The organism is Amycolatopsis sp. NPDC102389 (assembly GCF_044765885.1).
In the GTDB taxonomy this organism is placed as follows: Bacteria; Actinomycetota; Actinomycetes; order Mycobacteriales; family Pseudonocardiaceae; genus Amycolatopsis.
Window position 1 is genome coordinate 67,924 of record NZ_JBIWKX010000038.1, and the last position, 18,036, is coordinate 85,959.

Consider the following 18,036-nt stretch of genomic DNA (forward strand, 5'->3'; position numbering starts at 1 on the left):
ACTATATCGCTTTTTGGGGGGGTCCGGTGGGCTGTTTCGTTTTTTTTTTTTGGTTTGTTGGGTTGGTGTTGTGGTCTCTTTGGGTTATAAACCCCTCATTGCCACTCACGACCCCCTTGCGACACCATGCATACTACCTAAATCGGACACTTGCGGGCCGAAAAGTGTCCTTTGTGGACAGTGACGTCGGGTGGTGGCTCACGCAAGTAGTCGTGCATCCGGGTGCGGAGACCGTGCGCCCGTGCCGCCAGGGAGCTCGGCACCGACCCCGGCACCGCGCTGGGGTCACTCCAATGACGTGTCACCGAAGTGTTCGAGCAGCAGCCGCAGGCCGCCGATCAGTTCGGCCCACTGCGCCGGTTTCAGGTCGGGCAGGAGGTCCGCCTCGTTCTCCAGGTGGAGTACGAAGACCTCGTCCACGACCTGACGTCCCTTGCCGGTCAACCGGATCTTGACCGAACGGCGGTCGTCGCTGTCGCGCACCCGCTCGACCAGGCCCTTGGCCTCCATGCGGTCGATGCGGTTCGTGATCGCCCCGGACGTGACCATCGCGGCTTTGAGTAGCGCGCCGGGCGTCAGTCCGTCGGCGTCCCCGGAGCGGCGGAGCGTGGTCAGCACGTCGAACTCCCACGACTCCAGGTCGTGCCGGGCGTTGAACTCCTTGAGCTTCCGGTCGAGGATCCGCGAAAGCCGCTGAACGCGCCCGATCACCTCGGCGGGCCAGAGCTTGTCTTCGAGGTCCGGCCGCTCGTGCCGCCAAAGCGCGATCACCGCGTCCACCGCGTCGGCCATGACGCTCTCCAATCATCTCAACATTAAGAGACTTGACATTGACAGAAGTCGTTGGTGTTATCTCAACGTTGAGATTATCAGTGAGGAGACATCATGGCGATCATCGCCGAGCGGCCCGGCGTCCCGGCGGAACCGGCGGCCGCGAAACCGACGCTTCGTGACGCCGGGCTCGCCGCGCTGGCCCCGGCCAGCTGGGGCACCGTCTACGTCGTCACCGCGACCCTGTTGCCTCCGGACCGGCCGCTGCTGGCCGCCGCGTTGCGCGCGCTTCCGGCCGGGCTGCTCCTGCTGGCACTGACCCGGCGGCTTCCGCGCGGATCGTGGTGGTGGAAGACGACGGTGCTCGGGATGCTCAACTTCGGCGCCTTTCTGCCGTTGATCTTCTTCGCCGCGTATCGCCTTCCCGGCGGTGTCGCCGCGACCCTCGGCGCTCTGCAACCGCTGCTCGTGGCACTGCTCGCGCTCCCGATGCTCCGCGTCCGGACACCGGCGCCGATCCTGCTCGCCGCGATCGCCGGCGCCGGTGGGGTCGCCCTGCTGACCCTTTCGTCGGAAGCCCGGCTCGACCCGCTCGGCCTGGCCGCCATGCTCACCGCCGTCGGGCTCATGGCCGTTTCCCTGATCCTGACCAAGAAATGGGGCCGCCCAGGGCATCCGCTGGCGATGACCGGCTGGCAGCTGACCCTGGGCGGCGTCGTCCTCGCGCCGGCGACGCTGGTGTTCGAAGGCCTCCCGAGCTCACTGACGACGGCGAACCTGATCGGCTACGGCTACATCGGCATCGTCACCACCGCGCTGGCCTACCCGCTGTGGTTCCGCGGTATCGACCGGCTCGCCCCGGCGTCGGTCTCCCTGCTGACGCTGGCCAACCCCCTGGTCGCCACGGCCGCGGGATTCCTGGTGCTCGGCCAGACCCTCACCGGCTGGCAGCTCACCGGATTCGCCGTCGCGCTCACCGCGCTGACCCTCAGCCAAACACTCAGGAGTCCCAAGTGACCGGCAGCTCGTGGACGCCGTAGATGTTCATGTCGGTCTTGAGTTTGACCTCGCCGGCGGGGACGGCGAGCGCGAGCGTCGGGAAGCGGCGCAGCAATCCCTCGAAACCCACGCGCATCTCGATCCGCGACAACTGCTGGCCGAGGCACTGGTGGATACCGTGCCCGAAGGACAGCAGGCCGCGGGCGTTGCGGTGCAGGTCCAAGACGTCGGGGTGCTCGAACCGCCGCGGATCGCGGTTGGCGGCCAGCAGCGAGACGATGACCGTCGACCCCGCGCGGATGGTTTCGCCGCCGAGCTCCAGATCCTCCGTGGCGTAGCGGAAGAAGATGTCGGCGACGGACAGGTAGCGAAGCAGTTCCTCGACGGCGCCGGGGAGCAGCGCCGCGTCGGCACGCAGTTCGGCCAGCTGCTCAGGGTGCTCCAGGAGCGCGAAGGTGCCCAGCGCCAGCATGTTCGCGGTGGTCTCGTGGCCGGCCAGCAGCAGGAGGAAGGCGGCGCCCGTCAGCTCCTCGATGGTGAGGTCTTCGTGACGGCCGAGGTCGGACAGGATGTCGTCGCCGGGCGTCTCGCGTTTGCGGGCGACGAGTTCGGCGAGGAACGTGTTCATCCCGATGAACGCGGCCATCTTCTCCTCGAGCGTCTGGTCCCTGACCATGAGCTGCGCGGAGTTGGCCTGGAAGTTCTCCCGGTCCTCGTAGGGGACGCCGAGCAGTTCGCAGATCACCAGTGACGGCACCGGCAACGCGAACTCCTTGACCAGGTCGATCGGCGGAACCAGGTTCGCCATCGCGTCCAGTTGCCGCTCGGTGATCTCGACGATGTGCTCTTCGAGCTGCTTCATCCGTTTGACGGTGAAAGCGCCGGTGAGCCGCTTCCGCAGCCGGCCGTGGTCCGGCGGGTCCATGGCGACGAACATGCCCGGCATCGGCGGGGACGGTTCGGTCTGGGCCGGCATGCCCGGCGTCTCGTACGGCATGTGCAGGATGCCGATGTCCTGGCGCGAGCTGAACCGGGTGTCGGCCATCATCTGCCGGACCTCGTCGTAGCCGGTGACGAGCCAGCCCTCGTGACCGTCGGGGAAGACCATGGGACTCACCGGGCGGGCCTCGCGCAGCCGGGTGATCTCGCGGGGCGGGTCGAAGGGGCCCGCGTCGCGCTCCATCGGGAGGCCCTGCGGAACGGGAACCGTCTCAGTCATCGCGTTGCCTTTCGTGGTGGTTGTGACGACCACTCTCACCGCGGGGCCTGACATCCGGCTGACATGGCGCTGACACCACCTGTGTCAGCGCCGTGGCGGGGGCGTGTCAGCGCGGCCTTCCAAAGTGGTGCCCATGAACGACACAGCGATTGCGGTCTCCGGACTGCGAAAGACCTTCGGCGACAAGGTCGTGCTCGACGGGATCGACCTGGAAGTCCCCGCGGGGACCATTTTCTCCCTGCTCGGCCCGAACGGGGCGGGGAAGACCACGACGGTGAACCTGCTGACCACCCTGATGAAGGCCGACGGCGGGACGGCGAAGGTCGCAGGCCACGACATCGTGACCGAGGCCAAGGCGGTGCGTGCCGCGATCGGCGTCACCGGCCAGTTCGCGGCGGTGGACGAACTGCTCACCGGCCAGGAGAACCTGCAGCTGATGGCGGACCTGAGCCGCGGGACCGCGGGCAAGGGCGTCGTGTCCGAGCTGCTGGAACGCTTCGACCTGGTGGAATCGGCGCGCAAGCCCGCGTCGACCTACTCCGGGGGGATGCGCCGGAAGCTGGATCTGGCGATGACGCTCGTCGGCGACCCGCGAATCATCTTCCTCGACGAGCCCACCACGGGGCTGGACCCGCGCAGCCGCCGCACGATGTGGTCGATCATCCGCGAACTGGTGGCGGGCGGGGTGACCGTCTTCCTCACCACCCAGTACCTCGACGAAGCCGACCAGCTCGCCGACCGGATCGCGGTGCTCGACCAGGGCCGCCTGGTCGCACAGGGCACCCCCGACGAACTCAAACGGCAGATGCCCGGCACACACGTCCGGCTCCGGTTCACCTCCGTCGCCGAACTCGACTCGGCGGCGCGGATCTTCCCCTCGGCCGCCCGGGACGACGAGGCGCTCGCCCTGCGGGTCCCCAGCGACGGCGGGACGAAATCCCTGCGCTCGCTGCTGGACCGGCTCGACGAGTACTCGCTCGCCGCCGAAGAGTTCTCCGTCCACACCCCCGATCTCGACGACGTTTTCCTCGCCCTCACCGGCCACGACACGGAGGCGGTCAAATGACCACGCACACCATCAGCGCCAAGGCCCCTTCCTTGGTGATGCTGCGCCGCAACTTCAAGCACCTCGTCCGCAACCCGACCTCGGTGTTCAACGCGATCCTGATGCCGGTCCTGATGATGCTGATGTTCGTGTACGTCTTCGGTGACGCGTTCAGCGTCGGCGTCGACTACATCGACTACGCGACGCCGGGATTGATGCTGCTGGCCGTCTGTTACGGCCTGGGGGCCACCGCGACGGCGGTGAACTCCGACATGACCAAGGGCATCATCAACCGGTTCAAGGTCATGGACGTCTCCCGCGGCGCGGTGCTGACCGGGCATGTCATCACCAGCGTGCTGACCAACCTGGTCGCCATCGCGGCGCTCACCGGGGTGGCCTTCCTGCTGGGCTTCTCCCCGGCGGCCGGTTTCCTCGACTGGCTCGGCGTGGCGGGCATCGTCGTCCTGCTCGGTTTCGCGGCGGCCTGGCTCACGGTCGCGCTGGGACTGGCGGCGAAATCCCCGGAAACCGCGGGCATGGCCTCGGTGCCGCTGGTCATGCTGCCGTTCTTCAGCAGCGCGATCGTGCCCGCGGAGAAGATGGGGCCCGGGCTCCGGGAGTTCGCGGAGTACCAGCCCTTCACGCCGATCATCGAGACCCTGCGCGGGCTTCTCAACGGGGCGCCGGCGGCGGGCGACGTGTTCCCCGCCCTCGGCTGGTGCGTCGGGATCGCGCTCGCCGGGTACCTGTGGGCGTCCTCGACGTTCAAGAAGCGAGCGTGACCTCGACCAGCTGTTTCCAGTCCGCCACAGTGCCCTCTCGCGCCGCCTCCGCGAACTTCGCTTCGCCGAGGCGGCGCAGCACTGTCGCCTCGATGCGGGTCACGTCCGGACGGGACCGGTCCGGCAGCCCGCGCAGTTCGTCGGCCGCCCCGAGCAACCGCGCGGCCTGCTCGGGATCGTCCTGGCGTAGAGCCAGATCCGCGATCCCGACGAGCATGTGCGCGATCAGCGGCACGTGTCGCACCTCGGCGGCCGCCTGCCAGGCCGCGTCCCGGTGTTCACGGGACTTCTCGAGGTCGTCGGCGAAGTAGCCCAGAAGGTCGTGGCTGATGGCGCGGACGTGTCCCAGACCCGCTTCGTCACCCATCACGGTCGTCGCGAAGGCGAGTCGCTTCGCGGCTTCCTCGGTATCGCCGCGCCAGTGGGCGAGTTCCGCCTGCGAAAGGGCGAACATGCCGAGCGCGCCCGGCCACGTGACCTGATCGGCGTACCGCTCCGCTTCGGCCTCGGCGGCCGCGCTGGCCTCTTCGTCGTCCATCAGCCAGAACAGCTGTGCCTGTCGGGACCGCAGCCGGATCAGGTCCTCGACCGAACCGACCTCGGTCACCACCGTGATCGCCTGTTCGTAGTACTCGCACGCGGTGGCGAACTCGCCGCGGGTGGCGATCCGGTCCGCCAGTTCGGTCAGGGCGAACGAGATCCCGAACCGTTCGCCGATCACCCGGAACTCGCTGAGCGCCTGCTCGAGATACTCGTCGGCCTCCCGCCCGGGATGGCCGAGCGTGACCCGCATCTTGCCGAGGTGCAGCCGGGCCAGCGCGCGGACCCAGGCGTTTTCGTCCGCCAGCACCGGTTCCCACGCCGACAGCGCGTCCGAGCCGGTGAGCATGCGCTCCAGCGCGCCGACGAGCCCCAGGAGCGGGTGCTTCTCTTCGCTGCGTGAGCCCAGCCGGTACGACTCGTGGATCCACTTCGCCGCGGTGTGTTCGTCGGCGAAACCCGAACTCACGAAGAGCGAGACGAGGCCGTACACGACGGCCGCGATCTCTTCCGGCACCTCGCCCGGCGTTTTGACGGCCGCGCTGACCAGCTCCATGCCTTCCGTGCGGTGCCCGCTGAGCCACCAGTACCAGCCGCAGGCCGCCGCGAGCCGCATCGCCGCCAAGGCCTCGCCCGCCATGAGGGCGCCGCGCATCGCGGAAATGATGTTGTCGTGCTCGGCGTTGAGCTTCGCGAGCCAGTCCAGCTGCTCGGCACGGCGGAGCATCGGCTCCGCGGCCTCGGCGAGATCGGTGAAATACGCGAGATGCGCGTGGCGTGCCAGCAGCGTTTCGTCCGCTTCGGCGAGCCGTTGCGCGGCGTACTCCTTGATCGTGCCGAGCATCCGGTAGCGCGGCGCTTCGTCGCCCGCGGCGACCAGCAGCGACTTCTCGGTCAGCGCGGTGAGCAGTTCGAGGACCTCGTACTGCTCGACGGTCTCGCTCACGCAGACCCGCTCGGCCGCTTCCAGGCTCGCCCCGCCCGAGAACACCGACAGCCGGCACAGGACCGTCCGCTCGGCGTCGGACAGCAGTTCCCAGCTCCAGTCGACCATGGCGCGCAACGTCCGGTGCCGGGGCAGCGCGGTCCGGCTGCCGCCGGTGAGCAGGCGGAACCGGTCGTCGAGCCGGTTCGCGAGCTGCTCGACGGACATCGTGCGCAGCCTGGCCGCGGCCAGTTCGATCGCCAGCGGCATCCCGTCCAGGATCCGGCACACGCGCGCCATGGTGGCCAACGTGGCCTTGTCGGCCACGAAATCCTTGCGCACCGCGCTCGCCCGGTCGCGCAGCAACCGGACGGCGGGGGAGGATTCGATCTCGCCGGGGCCGGCGTTCCGGTCCGGGACGGCCAGCGGCACGACATGCCACAACGTCTCACCGGTGATGCCGAGCGGCTCGCGGCTCGTCGCCAGGATCCGGAGACGGCGGCATTCCCCGAGCACCCGATGGGCGAAGGCCGCGGCCGCCTCGATCACGTGCTCGCAGTTGTCGAGGATCAGCAGGACTTCCCGGTCGCGGATCGCGGCGATGACCCGCTCGGTGGGTTCGGCGTTCGGCGAGTCGCCGAGCAACGCGTCCCGCAGGCCGAGCCCGGCGAGCGTCGCTTGGGCGATGTTGTTCCCGCCGCCCGTGTCCCCGTCCGGGCCGATGGCCGCGAGCTCCACCAGCCACGCCCCGTCCGGCAGGTCGCCGAGCACGGTGCGCGCGGTTTCCGTGGCCAGCCTGGTCTTTCCCGAACCGCCGGGCCCGATCAGGGTGGTGAGCCGGTGGCCGGCGACGAGCTCGCGGACCTTGGCGACGTCGTCGTCCTTGCCGACGAAGCTGGTCAGCTCGGCGCGCACGTTGGTCTTGCGGTTCTCCTCACGACGTCCCAGCTCGCCCCGCAGCAGCTGGACGTGCACCGCGGACAGCTCCGGCGACGGGTCGACGCCGAGCGCGTCGGCCAGTTCTTCCCTCGTGCGCTGGTACACGAGCAGCGCTTCGGTGTCGCGGCCGGTCGCCGCGAGGGCCCGCATCAACGCGGAAACGAGCCGCTCGCGCAGCGGATGCGCGGCCACCAGGTCGGTCAGCTCGGTGACCAGCTTCGCGCCATGCCCGAGGTCGAGTTCCGCGTCGAACCGGTCTTCCAGCGCCGTCAGGCGAAGCCCTTCGAGCCGGGTGACCGCGGCGTCGAACGCGCCGCTGTCCTGCAGGCCGACGTCCTGCATGGCCGACCCGCGCCACAGACCGAGCGCCTCGCGCAGCCGCCGCGGCTCCTCGTCACCGCGCGCTTGGTCGATGAGCCGCTCGAACCGGACGGCGTCGACGTCGTCGGGCGCCACCTTCAGCCGGTAGCCGTCGGTCTGTCCCTCGACGACGCCGTCCGGAAGCACCTTGCGCAGCCGGGAAACCAAGCGCTGCAAGGCGTTCGTCGCGTCGGCGGGTGGTTGCTCGCCCCAGATCCAGTCGACGAGCGTCGCCTTCGGGACCACCCGCCCCGGTTCGAGCGCGAGCGCGATCAACAACCCGCGCAACCGGGCGCCCGGCACGTCGGCGAGCCCGCCTTCGTCCGTGTGCACCTCGAAGGCCCCCAGCATCCCGATCCGCATTGGGCCGATTTTGCCACGGGTGACCAGGGGACTTACGACTCGCCGGTGATCCTCGCCGAACCGATGGACGCCGCGGTGATCGCCCTGGCGGCGGTCTGGGTCGACGAACCGGAGTTCAAGCCGGTGAGCGACGTCTGGTCGAGAGCGTGTACGACGAACTCGTAGGTGTTCACGGTCGAGGGCGAGCACGGGCCCTGGTAGCCGTAGAGGCTGGCGCTCCCGCGGTAGTAGACCTGCCGGGAACCGGCGGGGACCGGGGGCCGGTAGACGTGCTGGACGTTCTGGGGGAGCGACGCCGTGGACGCCGGGATGTCGTAGATGACCCAGTGGATGAGGTTGGCGTTGTCGAGGTCGCGCATGACGATCGCGTAGCTCTTCGCCGCGGCGGGAGCACCCGACCAGGCCAGCGGCGGTGACTCGTTCTTCTTGGCCGGATCGTGCCCGCCGCCGCTGGTGCACTCGTGCACCTTGGGCATGAGACCGCCGTCGGCGAAGGCGGTGCTGGACAGGGTGAACGCGTTTTGTGCCGAGGACGCCGCCGGGGAAAGGCAGGCGGCGCCGAGGGCGAACAGGGCGCAGAACACGATTCTCGTTGCTCTCACTGGAGCCTCCCGAGGACGTTTGTGGTTCTCGTGCGCGGAATTCAGCGTAGGGAGCCCGGAAAGCGGCGGCTAGCGGACTTTCCCGGCCGATCGCGGTGTTTTCGCCGGATGCCGGACGTCTCACGCGTGCTTGAAGGCGTAACTCGCGTGCTTGGAGGCGTAACTCGCGTGCTTGGAGGCGTAACTCGCGTGCTTGAAGGCGTAACTCGCGTGCTTGGAGCCGGAACTGCGTGTTACGGCTTCAATCACGCGAGTTCCGGCTCTGATCACGCGAGTTCCGGATCACCGCAGGCTCGTCCGCCGCCAGTGTTCGGCCGCCTCGCCCATGTCCTTGCGCAGATGCCGGAAGAACCGGCTGGTGGCGTCGAGCCGGGCACCCGCCGGGCCGTCGATCAGCCCGGCGCCCCGCCGGGTGACCTCCGCCCATTGGGTCATCGCGTCGAGGCTGGCTTGCCAGGCGCGATAGCCGAAGTCGTCGTCGATGACGTATCGCTGCCGTCTGCCGTCGCGCTCGCGAGTGATCAGGCCGCGTTGTTCGAGCCAGCCCACGGCCTTGGACACCGACGCGGGGCTGACCTCCAGCCTGGCGACCAGTCCGGCGGCGGTACTGCCGCCGGTGTCCCCGGTGAACAGGCAGGCCAGGACCCTGGCCATCATCGCCGGGACCCCGGTCGCGGCCATCGTCGCGGCGAATTCGGTTTCGAAGTCCCGCAGTGTTTCCGGGGTGCGCGCGGGGCTGGGCGGCGGGCCGGGTTTGCGGCGGCGCGCACGCCATCGCGTCGCCTGCTGCGCTTGGCCCGCCCGGTAGCCGTGGGCGCCGCCGTTGCGCGCCACTTCGCGGATCACCGTCGATTTGGGCCGGTCCATCCGCCGGGCGATCTCGGCGTAGGTGAGGCCCGCCGTCAGCCCCGCGGCGATCTGCCCGCGCTCGTCGGGGGTCAGGCGTCTTCCGGGCACCCGTCCTCCTGTCCCGGTGCATTCAGCTTCAGGGTCATTGCATCGATTGTACGGCTTCTACCTCGGCAGACCCTGAACTCGCGTTGCGGCGGCTGGAAAATCGAGCCTAGTGTTTCGGCGGAAGTGAAGAGATCGGGAGGTGCATCCGGGATGACGGCCAAGGTATGCCTGGTCACCGGCGCTTCGTCGGGAATCGGCCACGCCACGGCGTGGGAACTCTTGCGCGCCGGGCACATCGTCTACGGCGCCGCGAGGCGCGTGGAGAAAATGGACGACCTCCGCGCGGCGGGCGGCCATCCGCTGAAGATGGACGCCAGAAGCGAGGACGATCTCAGCCGGGCGGTCGGCACGGTCCTCGAAGAGCAGCGACGGATCGACGTCTTGGTCAACAACGCCGGAACCGTTCTGCACGGTGCGATCGAGGACGTGCCGCTCGACAGCGCGCGCGATCAGCTCGAGGTCAATCTCCTCGCGCCGGCCAGGCTCGTTCAGCTCGTCCTGCCCGCCATGCGCGCCCAGCGGTCCGGCACGATCGTCAACGTCTCGTCGATCGGCGGCGAGATCTCCTTGCCGCTCGGTGCTTGGTACTACGCGTCGAAGCACGCGCTCGAAGCCTTCTCCGACACGCTTCGCATGGAGGTCGAGCCCTTCGGCATCGACGTCGTCATCATCCAGCCGGGCATCATCAAGACCGAGTTCGAGGACCGGACGTCCGCGCAGCTGCGGGAGAATTCCGGCCACGGGGCGTATCGGGAGATGGCGGAAGCCATGGCGCGGCACGGTGAAACCGGGCTCAGCGACGGCTCCGATCCCTCCGTCGTCGTGGACGCCATCCGCCGCGCCATCGAGTCGGAGAAGCCGGACACGCGGTACGCCGTCGGCCACCTCGCCGAGCAACTCCTGGAACTCGACAGGACCCTGCCGGATCGCGAATTCGACCAGCTGGCCATGCGCGCGACGAAGTAGCTCACCCGCTCGGCTGCTTCTCGACGGCCCTCCGGCGGCGGGTGCGGGCGACACCGATCCACAGCAGGACCGAGACGACGGCGCCCGGCGCCGCGGTCAGATACACCGGCCACGCGCGGAAACCCGACACCCACAGCATCGTGACCAGCCCGAAGGTGATCAGCGTCCAGATCAGCGCGAGCGAGCCGCCTCGCCACCTCCAGCGGGCGGCGACGTCGCGCATGTTCTCCCCAAGTCGGCTCACACCGGTGAATACCCGCTCATCGCCTGGTCAACCCCAGGAAATCAGGCGCGGAGATAGCCGGTGATCGGTCAGCTCCACGGTCGCCGCGACGAGCCGGGCCGCGGTGTCCTTGTCCTCGACGTCGATCTCTGACGCGGCGTATACGTATCGTCGGCACCCGCTGGCTAGGCTCGCGCGGATGGTGGAACCCGCATACGATCCCGAACTCGCCGCCGTGCTGCCCGCGCTGAAAGGGAATGTGCCGGTCGGTATGACAGCGGACCAATTGGAGCGTTACCGAGCGCTGCCGTTTCCGACGATCGAAGAACAGATCGGCGATCGCCCGGTCACCTGGACCGACCACACGATTCCCGGGTACGACGGCGCCGAGATCACGGTCTCGGTCATCACACACCGGGAGCGTCGCGGCGGCGGGCCGGGGATCTACCACGTGCACGGCGGCGGAATGGTGATGGGTGATCGCTTCGCGTCGGTGGGTCCGCTCGTCGAGTGGGCGATGAGATACGACGCCGTCGCGGTCACCGTCGAATTCCGCCGCGCGCCCGAACATCCGCATCCGGTGCCGGTGGAAGACTGCTACGCCGGACTGGAGTGGATGGCCGCGCACGCGGACGAACTGGGCTTCGACCCGGGGAAGCTGGTCATCTTCGGCGGGAGCGGCGGCGGCGGGCTCGCCGCCGGTGTCACGCTGCTGGCGCGCGACCGTGGCGGGCCGGTGCTGTGCGGCCAGCTACTCCAGTGCCCGATGATCGACGACCGGAACGAGACCGTGTCCGCGCGCCGGTACGACGGCGTCGGCGTCTGGGACCGGACCAGCAACCTGACGGCGTGGACGATGGTCCTCGGCGATCGGCGAGGTGCTCCCGACGTCTCGCCGTACGCCGCCCCGGCCCGCGCGACGGATCTCGGCGGATTGCCGCCGACGTTCATCGACGTCGCCGCCGTCGAGGTGTTCCGGGACGAGGCCGTGGCATACGCGAGCGCGATCTGGGCCGCCGGCGGAGAGGCGGAATTGCACGTCTGGGGCGGCGCGTTCCACGGCTTCTACGATCTCGCACCGGAAACCGCCGTCGCCCGATCGTGCCTCGCCGCCCGGGAGTCCTGGTTGGACCGGCTGCTCGCCGGACGTGAATGAATTTCCCCGAATTGCCGCCGCAAGAGGCCGGTGTAACCCTGGTCATACCGAACGACACCACCACCACGAAGTACAGGAGTCGTTATGACCACCACCGAAATGCCCGCTGTCCACGAATGCACGGTCAGCGGTTGTTCGTACAACCACGACGGCTGCCACGCTTTCGCCATCACGGTGGGCGGCGGCAATGGTTCGGCCGATTGCGGAACGTTCGTCCCGCTCAATACCAAGGGTGGACTCGATCGAGTGACCGCGCAGGTGGGCGCCTGCTCCCGGTCCGACTGCCGCCACAATTCCGCGTTGGAATGCACCGCTTCGAGTGTCCGTGTCGGGCCGGGCGAAGGTGACCACGCCGCCAATTGCCTGACCTACGCACCTTAGAGACGTATTTGCGCGTGAAGGCCCCCTTCCCTCGACTGAGCCGAGGGAAGGGGGCCTTCACGCGCTTGGGGGCGTCAGCTCCCGGTCTGGTCGCAGCTCGCGGCGTCGGTACCGAGCACCGGATCGGTCACCGGACGGCTCTTGATCGGGATGCTCTTCTGGGTGGTCAGCGCGCCGTCGCGAAGGGTGTAGACGGTGCGAGTACCCGAGTAGGTGAGGGGGTCGGCGCCGACGTCGTCGGCTTCGGCGGCGACGGTTTCGAAGGTGCGGCCGCCGCCGTCGAGCGGGGTGCACTGGTAACCCAGGTGGGCGGCGACGCCACCGCCTTCCGCCACCGACAGCGGCTTGCTGTCGTTGTCGACGACCTGGGCGAGGTTGCGACCGTCGTAATGCAAAGCGGTGAAGAACGTGGTGTTGGCGCCGACGGACTGGGTGACGATCAGTTCCGCGCGGCCGTCGCCGTTGAGGTCGGTGACGCGCGGGGCTTCGAGCGGCACGGAGCTGTCGGCGCCGAGGTGGATCGAGGTGAACGTGCCGTGCACGGTGGCCGAGATGACCTGGTCGTTCGCACCGGTGAGCCGGGCGGAGACGGTCTCGATCTCACCGTCGCCGTCGAGATCGGCCACGGTGGTGACCGGGTCGCCGGAAGACGCGGTCAGCGGACTGCTCAGCGGGCTCGCCAGCGCCGGGACGACGGCGGCCAGGCTCAGCGCCGCGGCGATGCCGGTGATGGTGGCGGTACGGACGATGCCGGTGTGGTTCATGGTGTTCTCCCTCCACGCTCGGTGAACTTTTCACCGAAAGTGCTCTCATGAAGGGAGACGGTTGCCGATCATGGACGTGCAGTGAGAGTGTGATGTGCCACACGAACGCAACCCGCGTGGCCCGCCCCCGAAGGAGCGGGCCACGAAGGCTCAGCCGATGGCCCACGCTTGCAGCGCGGAGCTCGTGTCGGCCCGTTGTGTCACGGCCGCACCGTCCGAAGTGGACGCTGTGGTCAGGAGCAGGCCCGAGCGGACACTGGCTATCTTGTAGGTGCCATTGGGCTGTTTCGTCGCCGTCCAGCGCTGGTTGGCGCCGCCGGTGCACGTCCACTGGATGACGCGCGCACCCGCGGTGGCGGACCCGCCTTCGACGTCGGCGCACAGCTTCGAATGCGTGTTGGTCAGCGTGTAGGAACCGTCGGACTGCCTGGTGAACAGCCACTTCTGGTTGGCGCCCTGATTCGGCGTCCAGGTGACGAGGGGAGTTCCGGTGGCCGTCGACGAGTCCGGGTCGTCGAGGTTCTTGCCGGACGCGGCCAAGGTGTGGACGCCGTCGAGGGTGCCCCCGCCCGCGTCGGTGAACTTCAGCGTCTGCTCGGCCGCGGTCCGGCCGCCGCCGACCGTGTTCCCGGTGGTGTCCGTCCAGGAGCGCAGCGGGGTGGTCTCCGCCAGGCGCGACGACTTGCCGGAAAGGCCCAGCACGAGCCCGCTGTAGCGGTTCACCAGCCGGAAGGTTCCCTTGTCCACAGTGGACGGGATGACGAACCACTGCTGCCCGACCGTCGATGCCGACGTCACGGTCGGTTTCGCGCCCCACGCCCGGCCCGCCTGCACGGCGTCGACGCCGAGGAACTGGCCCGTGGCCGCGTTGACGACGCGGTACGAGCCGTCGCCGTCGGAGGAGAACAGCCACGCCTCGCGGTCGGAGCCGGTCGTGCTCGCGACCGACGTCGTCGCCGTTCCGGTGCCCTGCGCGAGAACCCGGCCGTCGCCGAGCCCGATCCGGTACTTGCGCGAAGTGTCCACAGGGGACGGTGCGGGAGCGGACGAGGTGATGGTCTGGGTGGTGTACTCGCCGCCCGCGTCGTTCGAGCACGCGACCGCGCAGTACGAACGGAATTGCTTGCCGATGATGGTCGAATTCGTCTTGTTCGCGGCATCGACGAACCAGCGGTACCAGGACTGGTTGGTGTAGCTCCCGGTGTCGCCGATGAGGCGCCATTTCTGCGTCGTCAGATCGTCGGTCACGTAATACCGCTGCGGGACGACGCTGTCCACGGCCTCCGGCGCGCCGATGTAGAGCCCGAGATGCGCGTTGTAGGCGATGTTCATGATGAACAGATCGGATTTCTTCGGCAGCTGTCCCGCGGCGATCTGCTGGCTCACGTTGCCGGTGTTGGCCGGGTCGTAGTCGTCCGCGACGGGTGTGTAGCCGGTGTCGCCCGCGGCGGACACGGGGACCATGTTGCTCTCGCGCCCGCCGAGGCCGGGCTGGCTCCAGCCGCCGTCGAACCATTTCCGCCACGAGCCGGGCGCCATCTTGGCCGAGATCGGCGACCGGGCGACGTGCGCGAGCCCGGTCATCGGGCCGCCGGCGCCGGCCTTCGGCACGATGCGCGAGCCGTAATAGACGTAGAAGTAGCCGGAGGCGGTGTCGACGAACAGGCGCGGGTCGCCGTCGCCGTAGTCGAACGTCTGATGCGGGAACGCCGACGTGTCACCGCGTTTCGTGCTGTACGGCGAGGTGATCGCGTGGTCCTTGATGGCCCACGTCTTCCCCTGGTCCTTCGACACGGCCATGTCGATCGCGTCGTAGTGCGAGAACGAGTACGCGCCGAACGGTTCGGGGGTGAACTCGTTGTGGATCAGGCCGTACCAGTCGCCGGTGTCCGGATCGACCCAGGTGCCGACGAGGTCGCAGAAGTTGCGCTGCGAATAGCCCGAGCCTGCGGGCGGGTAGGTGGACTCCTTGCCGGTGGGGCTGTTGTTGCAGCGCCACGTCGTGTCGTCGTTGCGGTCGGCGGGATTCGCCGGGTTCACCGCCGAGCTGATCGGGTTCTTGGTGAAGCTGTCGAAGTCACGTCCGCTGTAGAAATCCCATTCGCGCGGCTGGTCCGCGCCGTAGAGCGCGGCCGCCTGCTGGAAGTAGAACGTGCCGTCCTTGTCGATATAGCTACTCGCCGGGGTGTCGGTGGTCGGGCTGAACGACTTCTTGGCGTCGACCGTGATGGTGTACGCCGCGTCCGGCGGTGCGGCGTCGGACGACACCGGTACCACCGTGGTCGCCGCCACGGCCAACGCCGCGGCGCCGAGAAGAGGCAGGGTCCGCATGACTCTCTCCCAAGGGTGACCCGCACCACAGTTGGCGGGGCGGCCGCCGATGTTATGAACGTTATTGCGCGTAAGTCAACGCGTTCACTCAACTTCAAGCGTTGTTCATGCACTTATTGCGCGGAAAGTCCAAGCGGTGCGCCGCGGAAGTCCAAGGGTCAGTCGGGTACCAGTGGCGGGTCGTCGGGCGGCGGGATCCGCGAACTCCAGCCGCCGGGGACGGCCTGGACCCGGGACTCGCGGAAGCGCCCGGGGGAGACGCCGACCCGGCGGGTGAAGAGCCTGCTGAAGTAGGCGGCGTCGTCGTAGCCGATCGCCTGGGCCACCTCCTGCACCGGTATCCGTGTCGTGGCCAGGAGTTCTTTCGCGCGGTTGAGGCGAAGAGTCAGCAGGTGGTCCTTCAAGCCGGTCTCGGTGCCGCGGCGCACGGCGGCGCGCAGTTCGGGCAGCGTCATGCCGCGGCGGGCCGCGATCTCCGCGACGCTGATCGGCAACAAGGCGTCCTGCGCCAGCGCGTCCAGCAGCGAGTCGTCGCTGGGAGTGCGGTCGGCGGCGCGCCGCAACGCCACCAGCAGATGATGCACGGCCGCCGAGGCGTCGACCTGGGCCAGCGGGCTGCCGCCTCGCGCGCAGCGCACGATCCGGCTCACGATGTCGCGGACGACCTCGACGTCGCCCAGCGGCACCACCGGCGTCGACGGCGTGACGTAGCCGAGTTCCACATAGGCGTCCACGGCACTGCCGTCGAAGTCGACGAAACATTCTTCCCAGCCGTGCGCGGGGTCGGGCGCGTAGTGGTGCGCGACGCCGGGAACGAGCCACAGCAGGGCGGGCGCGACGACCTCCTGCCGTTCGCCACCCGCCACCGCGAACCAGCCGCGCCCCTTGGACACCACCACGGCCACGTAATGGTCGAGCACGCGCGGTCCCACGACGGGCAGGACGCCGTGCTGCAGCCCGACGCCGAGGCACACCAGGCCCAGCCGTCGGTGCACGGCGGACGGTGTGAAGTACCGCATCCAGGTCCGGTAACCCATCCCCGCATCCTCGCGCAAGCACTTCGGGGCGGTGTCGATGGCATACCGTTCCGCCGAGGATTTCGTTCGATTTCCTTCTTGATCGCCGCGAATTCCTCAGCCCGCTATCGCACCCGCCCGATCACCGGAAAGTTCCGGTATACGTGGAAGGGAGGGCGCCGCCGGGGAGGACGGCATGGCGCTTCAAGCTAGGGGGAATCGATGTTCGACGCGCGTATTGTCGCGGATCAGGTCAGCCCGCTCGCCAAACCGAAGATCAGAATTCTGTTCTACACCGATGTCGTCGGCTTCACGGGGAACGGCGGCTTCTCCTTGGGAATCGTCCGTGATCTGCTCTTGGAGAATCAACCTTTCTTCGCTCAGTTCGAGATCGATTTGATCAACCGGCACCAGGGCGGGCACGCCGCCAACAAACTCACCGCCGAAGTACTCGGCGGATACGAGCAGGTGTGGTTCTTCGGCATCCTGCAGTCGAATATGCCGGGAGAGCCGGAAAACGAACTCGTGGACGCGGAGGTCGCCGCGCTGCGGGCGTGGATGGACGCCGGCGGCGGGGTGCTCATCTGCGGCGACCACTCGAATCCGCGCCCGCCGGGAGCGGATCCGTCGCTGCCCGACTACCTGAACCTGGGCCGGGCGCTGGGGCACCGGGTCCCGCGCGCGGGTGAGCTGCGGGTGTGGAACGACCGGCCGGACGCGAGTATCGAGTTCAGCCACAACACCCACCAGCCGGATCCGTGGGGCAGTGACATCAACAATCCGATCCCGAACGATCTCGATCCGTATCCGCAGGAGCTGATCCTGCGGAAGCGGCTCGGCAGGCCGCACGCGCTGTTCCAGGGCAGACGGGGACCGATCAGCGTTTTCCCGGACCATATGCACGAGGGCCAGCTGGTCATTCCGGCGCAGTTCCCGGCGGAGGTCTGGCCGTCGGGGCGGCTGGGGCAGCCGAAGCCCGAAATCGTCGCGCAGGGCACCGACAAGCGCAACGGCCAGGTCTACGGCGTGTCCTGTGTGTACGACGGTGCGGCCGCCGGGGTCGGGCGGATCGTCGCCGACGCCACGTGGCACCACTATTTCGACATCAACCTGTGGGGTTTCGAAAAGGGCGGCGAGATTCTCGGCCGGCTCACCGAGTACTACGTGAACCTCGCGCTGTGGCTGGCACCGAAGTCGATCAAGCTGGAGGTGAACGCGCAGCTGTTGCACTGGCTTTCGCGCAGTTTGAGCGTCCGCGCGGTGCTGCCGGAGGGTTTCCGGGTGCCGGGGATCACCGCGGCCGGCCTGGTCCGCGAGGTCGGCGGGCAGGCCGTGCTCGACGACCTGGTCTGGCCGCTGGAAGGGACGCCGGGGGTACCCGAAGAACTCCTGCTCGGCGCCGTCGTCAAGGAGTCCGTCGCCGCGCTGAGCGGCGGGGACGTCGAGGCGTTCGACACCGCGGGCGTCATCGAACGGGGCCTGCGGGCCGGGGCCGAAGAGTACGCCGCCGAGCTGCGAGCAGCGCTCGACGACGTCGAAGGCCTCGGCGAGCGCATCGCGCAGGGTATTCGCTGACCTTCCTGGTCGTGGGGGGGGGGTGGGGGTGGTTACGGCAACGCCCCACAACAACCCCAACCCCCCAGGGGGCGGCGGCGGGCGGGGGGGGGCGGGCGGGGGCAAACAAGGCCAAATTGTCG

Annotated in this window: 16 protein-coding genes; 7 read left to right on the forward strand and 9 right to left on the reverse strand. The window is 68.7% G+C overall.

Annotated elements, in window-relative coordinates; translation table 11 throughout:
- Nucleotides 1-285 precede the first annotated feature (285 nt).
- Entirely contained in the window at nucleotides 286-792 is a 507-nt protein-coding gene (locus ACIRGA_RS27850; protein ID WP_400946143.1) for a MarR family winged helix-turn-helix transcriptional regulator, read from the reverse strand.
- 93 nt (nucleotides 793-885) lie between these two features.
- Here ACIRGA_RS27850 and ACIRGA_RS27855 point away from each other — a divergent pair, with 93 nt between their 5' ends.
- Nucleotides 886-1,788, forward strand: coding sequence for an EamA family transporter (locus ACIRGA_RS27855; protein ID WP_400946146.1), 903 nt, complete (start codon nucleotides 886-888; stop codon nucleotides 1,786-1,788).
- Here the strand turns inward: ACIRGA_RS27855 and ACIRGA_RS27860 are convergent.
- Entirely contained in the window at nucleotides 1,772-2,989 is a 1,218-nt protein-coding gene (locus tag ACIRGA_RS27860) for a cytochrome P450 (RefSeq protein WP_400946148.1), read from the reverse strand. The two genes, ACIRGA_RS27855 and ACIRGA_RS27860, sit on opposite strands and share 17 nt — an antisense overlap.
- Nucleotides 2,990-3,122: 133 nt before the next feature.
- Here ACIRGA_RS27860 and ACIRGA_RS27865 point away from each other — a divergent pair, with 133 nt between their 5' ends.
- Together ACIRGA_RS27865 and ACIRGA_RS27870 are read left to right on the forward strand one after the other, a co-directional pair.
- The gene (locus ACIRGA_RS27865) at nucleotides 3,123-4,055 is read left to right on the forward strand and encodes an ATP-binding cassette domain-containing protein (protein ID WP_400946151.1); all 933 of its coding nucleotides are present in this window, start codon (nucleotides 3,123-3,125) and stop codon (nucleotides 4,053-4,055) included.
- Complete coding sequence (locus ACIRGA_RS27870; RefSeq protein ID WP_400946153.1) at nucleotides 4,052-4,816, forward strand: ABC transporter permease; 765 nt, start codon at nucleotides 4,052-4,054, stop codon at nucleotides 4,814-4,816. Before ACIRGA_RS27865 ends, ACIRGA_RS27870 begins: the two co-directional genes overlap by 4 nt.
- Here the strand turns inward: ACIRGA_RS27870 and ACIRGA_RS27875 are convergent.
- The 3 genes from ACIRGA_RS27875 to ACIRGA_RS27885 all read right to left on the reverse strand — a co-directional run bounded on the left by ACIRGA_RS27875 (nucleotide 4,800) and on the right by ACIRGA_RS27885 (nucleotide 9,502).
- Complete coding sequence (locus tag ACIRGA_RS27875) at nucleotides 4,800-7,943, reverse strand: BTAD domain-containing putative transcriptional regulator (protein ID WP_400946155.1); 3,144 nt, start codon at nucleotides 7,941-7,943, stop codon at nucleotides 4,800-4,802. The two genes, ACIRGA_RS27870 and ACIRGA_RS27875, sit on opposite strands and share 17 nt — an antisense overlap.
- Before the next feature lie 32 nt (nucleotides 7,944-7,975).
- Entirely contained in the window at nucleotides 7,976-8,527 is a 552-nt protein-coding gene (locus ACIRGA_RS27880) for a YbhB/YbcL family Raf kinase inhibitor-like protein (protein WP_400946178.1), read from the reverse strand.
- A gap of 300 nt (nucleotides 8,528-8,827) precedes the next feature.
- Nucleotides 8,828-9,502, reverse strand: a complete 675-nt coding sequence (locus ACIRGA_RS27885; protein WP_400946157.1) for a helix-turn-helix domain-containing protein — start codon at nucleotides 9,500-9,502, stop codon at nucleotides 8,828-8,830.
- 150 nt (nucleotides 9,503-9,652) lie between these two features.
- On the opposite strand from ACIRGA_RS27885, the gene ACIRGA_RS27890 reads away from it, so the two are divergent.
- The gene (locus ACIRGA_RS27890; RefSeq protein ID WP_400946160.1) at nucleotides 9,653-10,468 is read left to right on the forward strand and encodes an oxidoreductase; all 816 of its coding nucleotides are present in this window, start codon (nucleotides 9,653-9,655) and stop codon (nucleotides 10,466-10,468) included.
- A gap of 1 nt (nucleotide 10,469) precedes the next feature.
- Here the strand turns inward: ACIRGA_RS27890 and ACIRGA_RS27895 are convergent, their stop codons facing one another.
- Nucleotides 10,470-10,691: a hypothetical protein gene (locus tag ACIRGA_RS27895; protein ID WP_400946162.1), complete on the reverse strand. Its 222-nt coding sequence runs from the start codon at nucleotides 10,689-10,691 to the stop codon at nucleotides 10,470-10,472.
- A 199-nt stretch (nucleotides 10,692-10,890) separates the two neighbouring features.
- Here ACIRGA_RS27895 and ACIRGA_RS27900 point away from each other — a divergent pair, with 199 nt between their 5' ends.
- Both ACIRGA_RS27900 and ACIRGA_RS27905 read left to right on the forward strand, forming a co-directional pair.
- Nucleotides 10,891-11,847 carry an alpha/beta hydrolase gene (locus tag ACIRGA_RS27900; protein WP_400946164.1) on the forward strand — a complete coding sequence of 319 codons (957 nt, stop codon included), beginning with the start codon at nucleotides 10,891-10,893 and terminating at the stop codon, nucleotides 11,845-11,847.
- Nucleotides 11,848-11,931: 84 nt separating this feature from the next.
- Nucleotides 11,932-12,228, forward strand: coding sequence for a DUF1540 domain-containing protein (locus ACIRGA_RS27905; protein ID WP_016331847.1), 297 nt, complete (start codon nucleotides 11,932-11,934; stop codon nucleotides 12,226-12,228).
- Between the two features lie 74 nt (nucleotides 12,229-12,302).
- Here ACIRGA_RS27905 and ACIRGA_RS27910 read toward each other — a convergent pair whose 3' ends face one another.
- The 3 genes from ACIRGA_RS27910 to ACIRGA_RS27920 form a co-directional block, all read right to left on the reverse strand.
- The gene (locus tag ACIRGA_RS27910; RefSeq protein WP_400946167.1) at nucleotides 12,303-12,992 is read right to left on the reverse strand and encodes a VCBS repeat-containing protein; all 690 of its coding nucleotides are present in this window, start codon (nucleotides 12,990-12,992) and stop codon (nucleotides 12,303-12,305) included.
- 150 nt (nucleotides 12,993-13,142) lie between these two features.
- Nucleotides 13,143-15,323: an RICIN domain-containing protein gene (locus ACIRGA_RS27915; protein WP_400946170.1), complete on the reverse strand. Its 2,181-nt coding sequence runs from the start codon at nucleotides 15,321-15,323 to the stop codon at nucleotides 13,143-13,145.
- A gap of 158 nt (nucleotides 15,324-15,481) precedes the next feature.
- Nucleotides 15,482-16,360, reverse strand: coding sequence for a helix-turn-helix domain-containing protein (locus ACIRGA_RS27920; RefSeq protein WP_400946172.1), 879 nt, complete (start codon nucleotides 16,358-16,360; stop codon nucleotides 15,482-15,484).
- A 201-nt stretch (nucleotides 16,361-16,561) separates the two neighbouring features.
- Here ACIRGA_RS27920 and ACIRGA_RS27925 point away from each other — a divergent pair, with 201 nt between their 5' ends.
- Nucleotides 16,562-17,914 (forward strand): hypothetical protein, encoded by a 1,353-nt coding sequence (locus ACIRGA_RS27925; RefSeq protein WP_400946174.1) that lies wholly within the window; start codon nucleotides 16,562-16,564, stop codon nucleotides 17,912-17,914.
- The last annotated feature ends 122 nt before the right edge of the window (nucleotides 17,915-18,036 follow it).

Excerpts from the sequence above, each read along its gene's own strand:
- ACIRGA_RS27850 (WP_400946143.1), bottom strand. The coding sequence starts at position 792 with ATGGCCGACGCGGTGGACGCGGTGATCGCGCTTTGGCGGCACGAGCGG.
- ACIRGA_RS27855 (WP_400946146.1), top strand. The coding sequence starts at position 886 with ATGGCGATCATCGCCGAGCGGCCCGGCGTCCCGGCGGAACCGGCGGCC.
- ACIRGA_RS27860 (WP_400946148.1), bottom strand. The coding sequence starts at position 2,989 with ATGACTGAGACGGTTCCCGTTCCGCAGGGCCTCCCGATGGAGCGCGAC.
- ACIRGA_RS27865 (WP_400946151.1), top strand. The coding sequence starts at position 3,123 with ATGAACGACACAGCGATTGCGGTCTCCGGACTGCGAAAGACCTTCGGC.
- ACIRGA_RS27870 (WP_400946153.1), top strand. The coding sequence starts at position 4,052 with ATGACCACGCACACCATCAGCGCCAAGGCCCCTTCCTTGGTGATGCTG.
- ACIRGA_RS27875 (WP_400946155.1), bottom strand. The coding sequence starts at position 7,943 with ATGCGGATCGGGATGCTGGGGGCCTTCGAGGTGCACACGGACGAAGGC.
- ACIRGA_RS27890 (WP_400946160.1), top strand. The coding sequence starts at position 9,653 with ATGACGGCCAAGGTATGCCTGGTCACCGGCGCTTCGTCGGGAATCGGC.
- ACIRGA_RS27895 (WP_400946162.1), bottom strand. The coding sequence starts at position 10,691 with ATGCGCGACGTCGCCGCCCGCTGGAGGTGGCGAGGCGGCTCGCTCGCG.
- ACIRGA_RS27900 (WP_400946164.1), top strand. The coding sequence starts at position 10,891 with ATGGTGGAACCCGCATACGATCCCGAACTCGCCGCCGTGCTGCCCGCG.
- ACIRGA_RS27905 (WP_016331847.1), top strand. The coding sequence starts at position 11,932 with ATGACCACCACCGAAATGCCCGCTGTCCACGAATGCACGGTCAGCGGT.
- ACIRGA_RS27910 (WP_400946167.1), bottom strand. The coding sequence starts at position 12,992 with ATGAACCACACCGGCATCGTCCGTACCGCCACCATCACCGGCATCGCC.
- ACIRGA_RS27915 (WP_400946170.1), bottom strand. The coding sequence starts at position 15,323 with ATGCGGACCCTGCCTCTTCTCGGCGCCGCGGCGTTGGCCGTGGCGGCG.
- ACIRGA_RS27920 (WP_400946172.1), bottom strand. The coding sequence starts at position 16,360 with ATGGGTTACCGGACCTGGATGCGGTACTTCACACCGTCCGCCGTGCAC.
- ACIRGA_RS27925 (WP_400946174.1), top strand. The coding sequence starts at position 16,562 with ATGTTCGACGCGCGTATTGTCGCGGATCAGGTCAGCCCGCTCGCCAAA.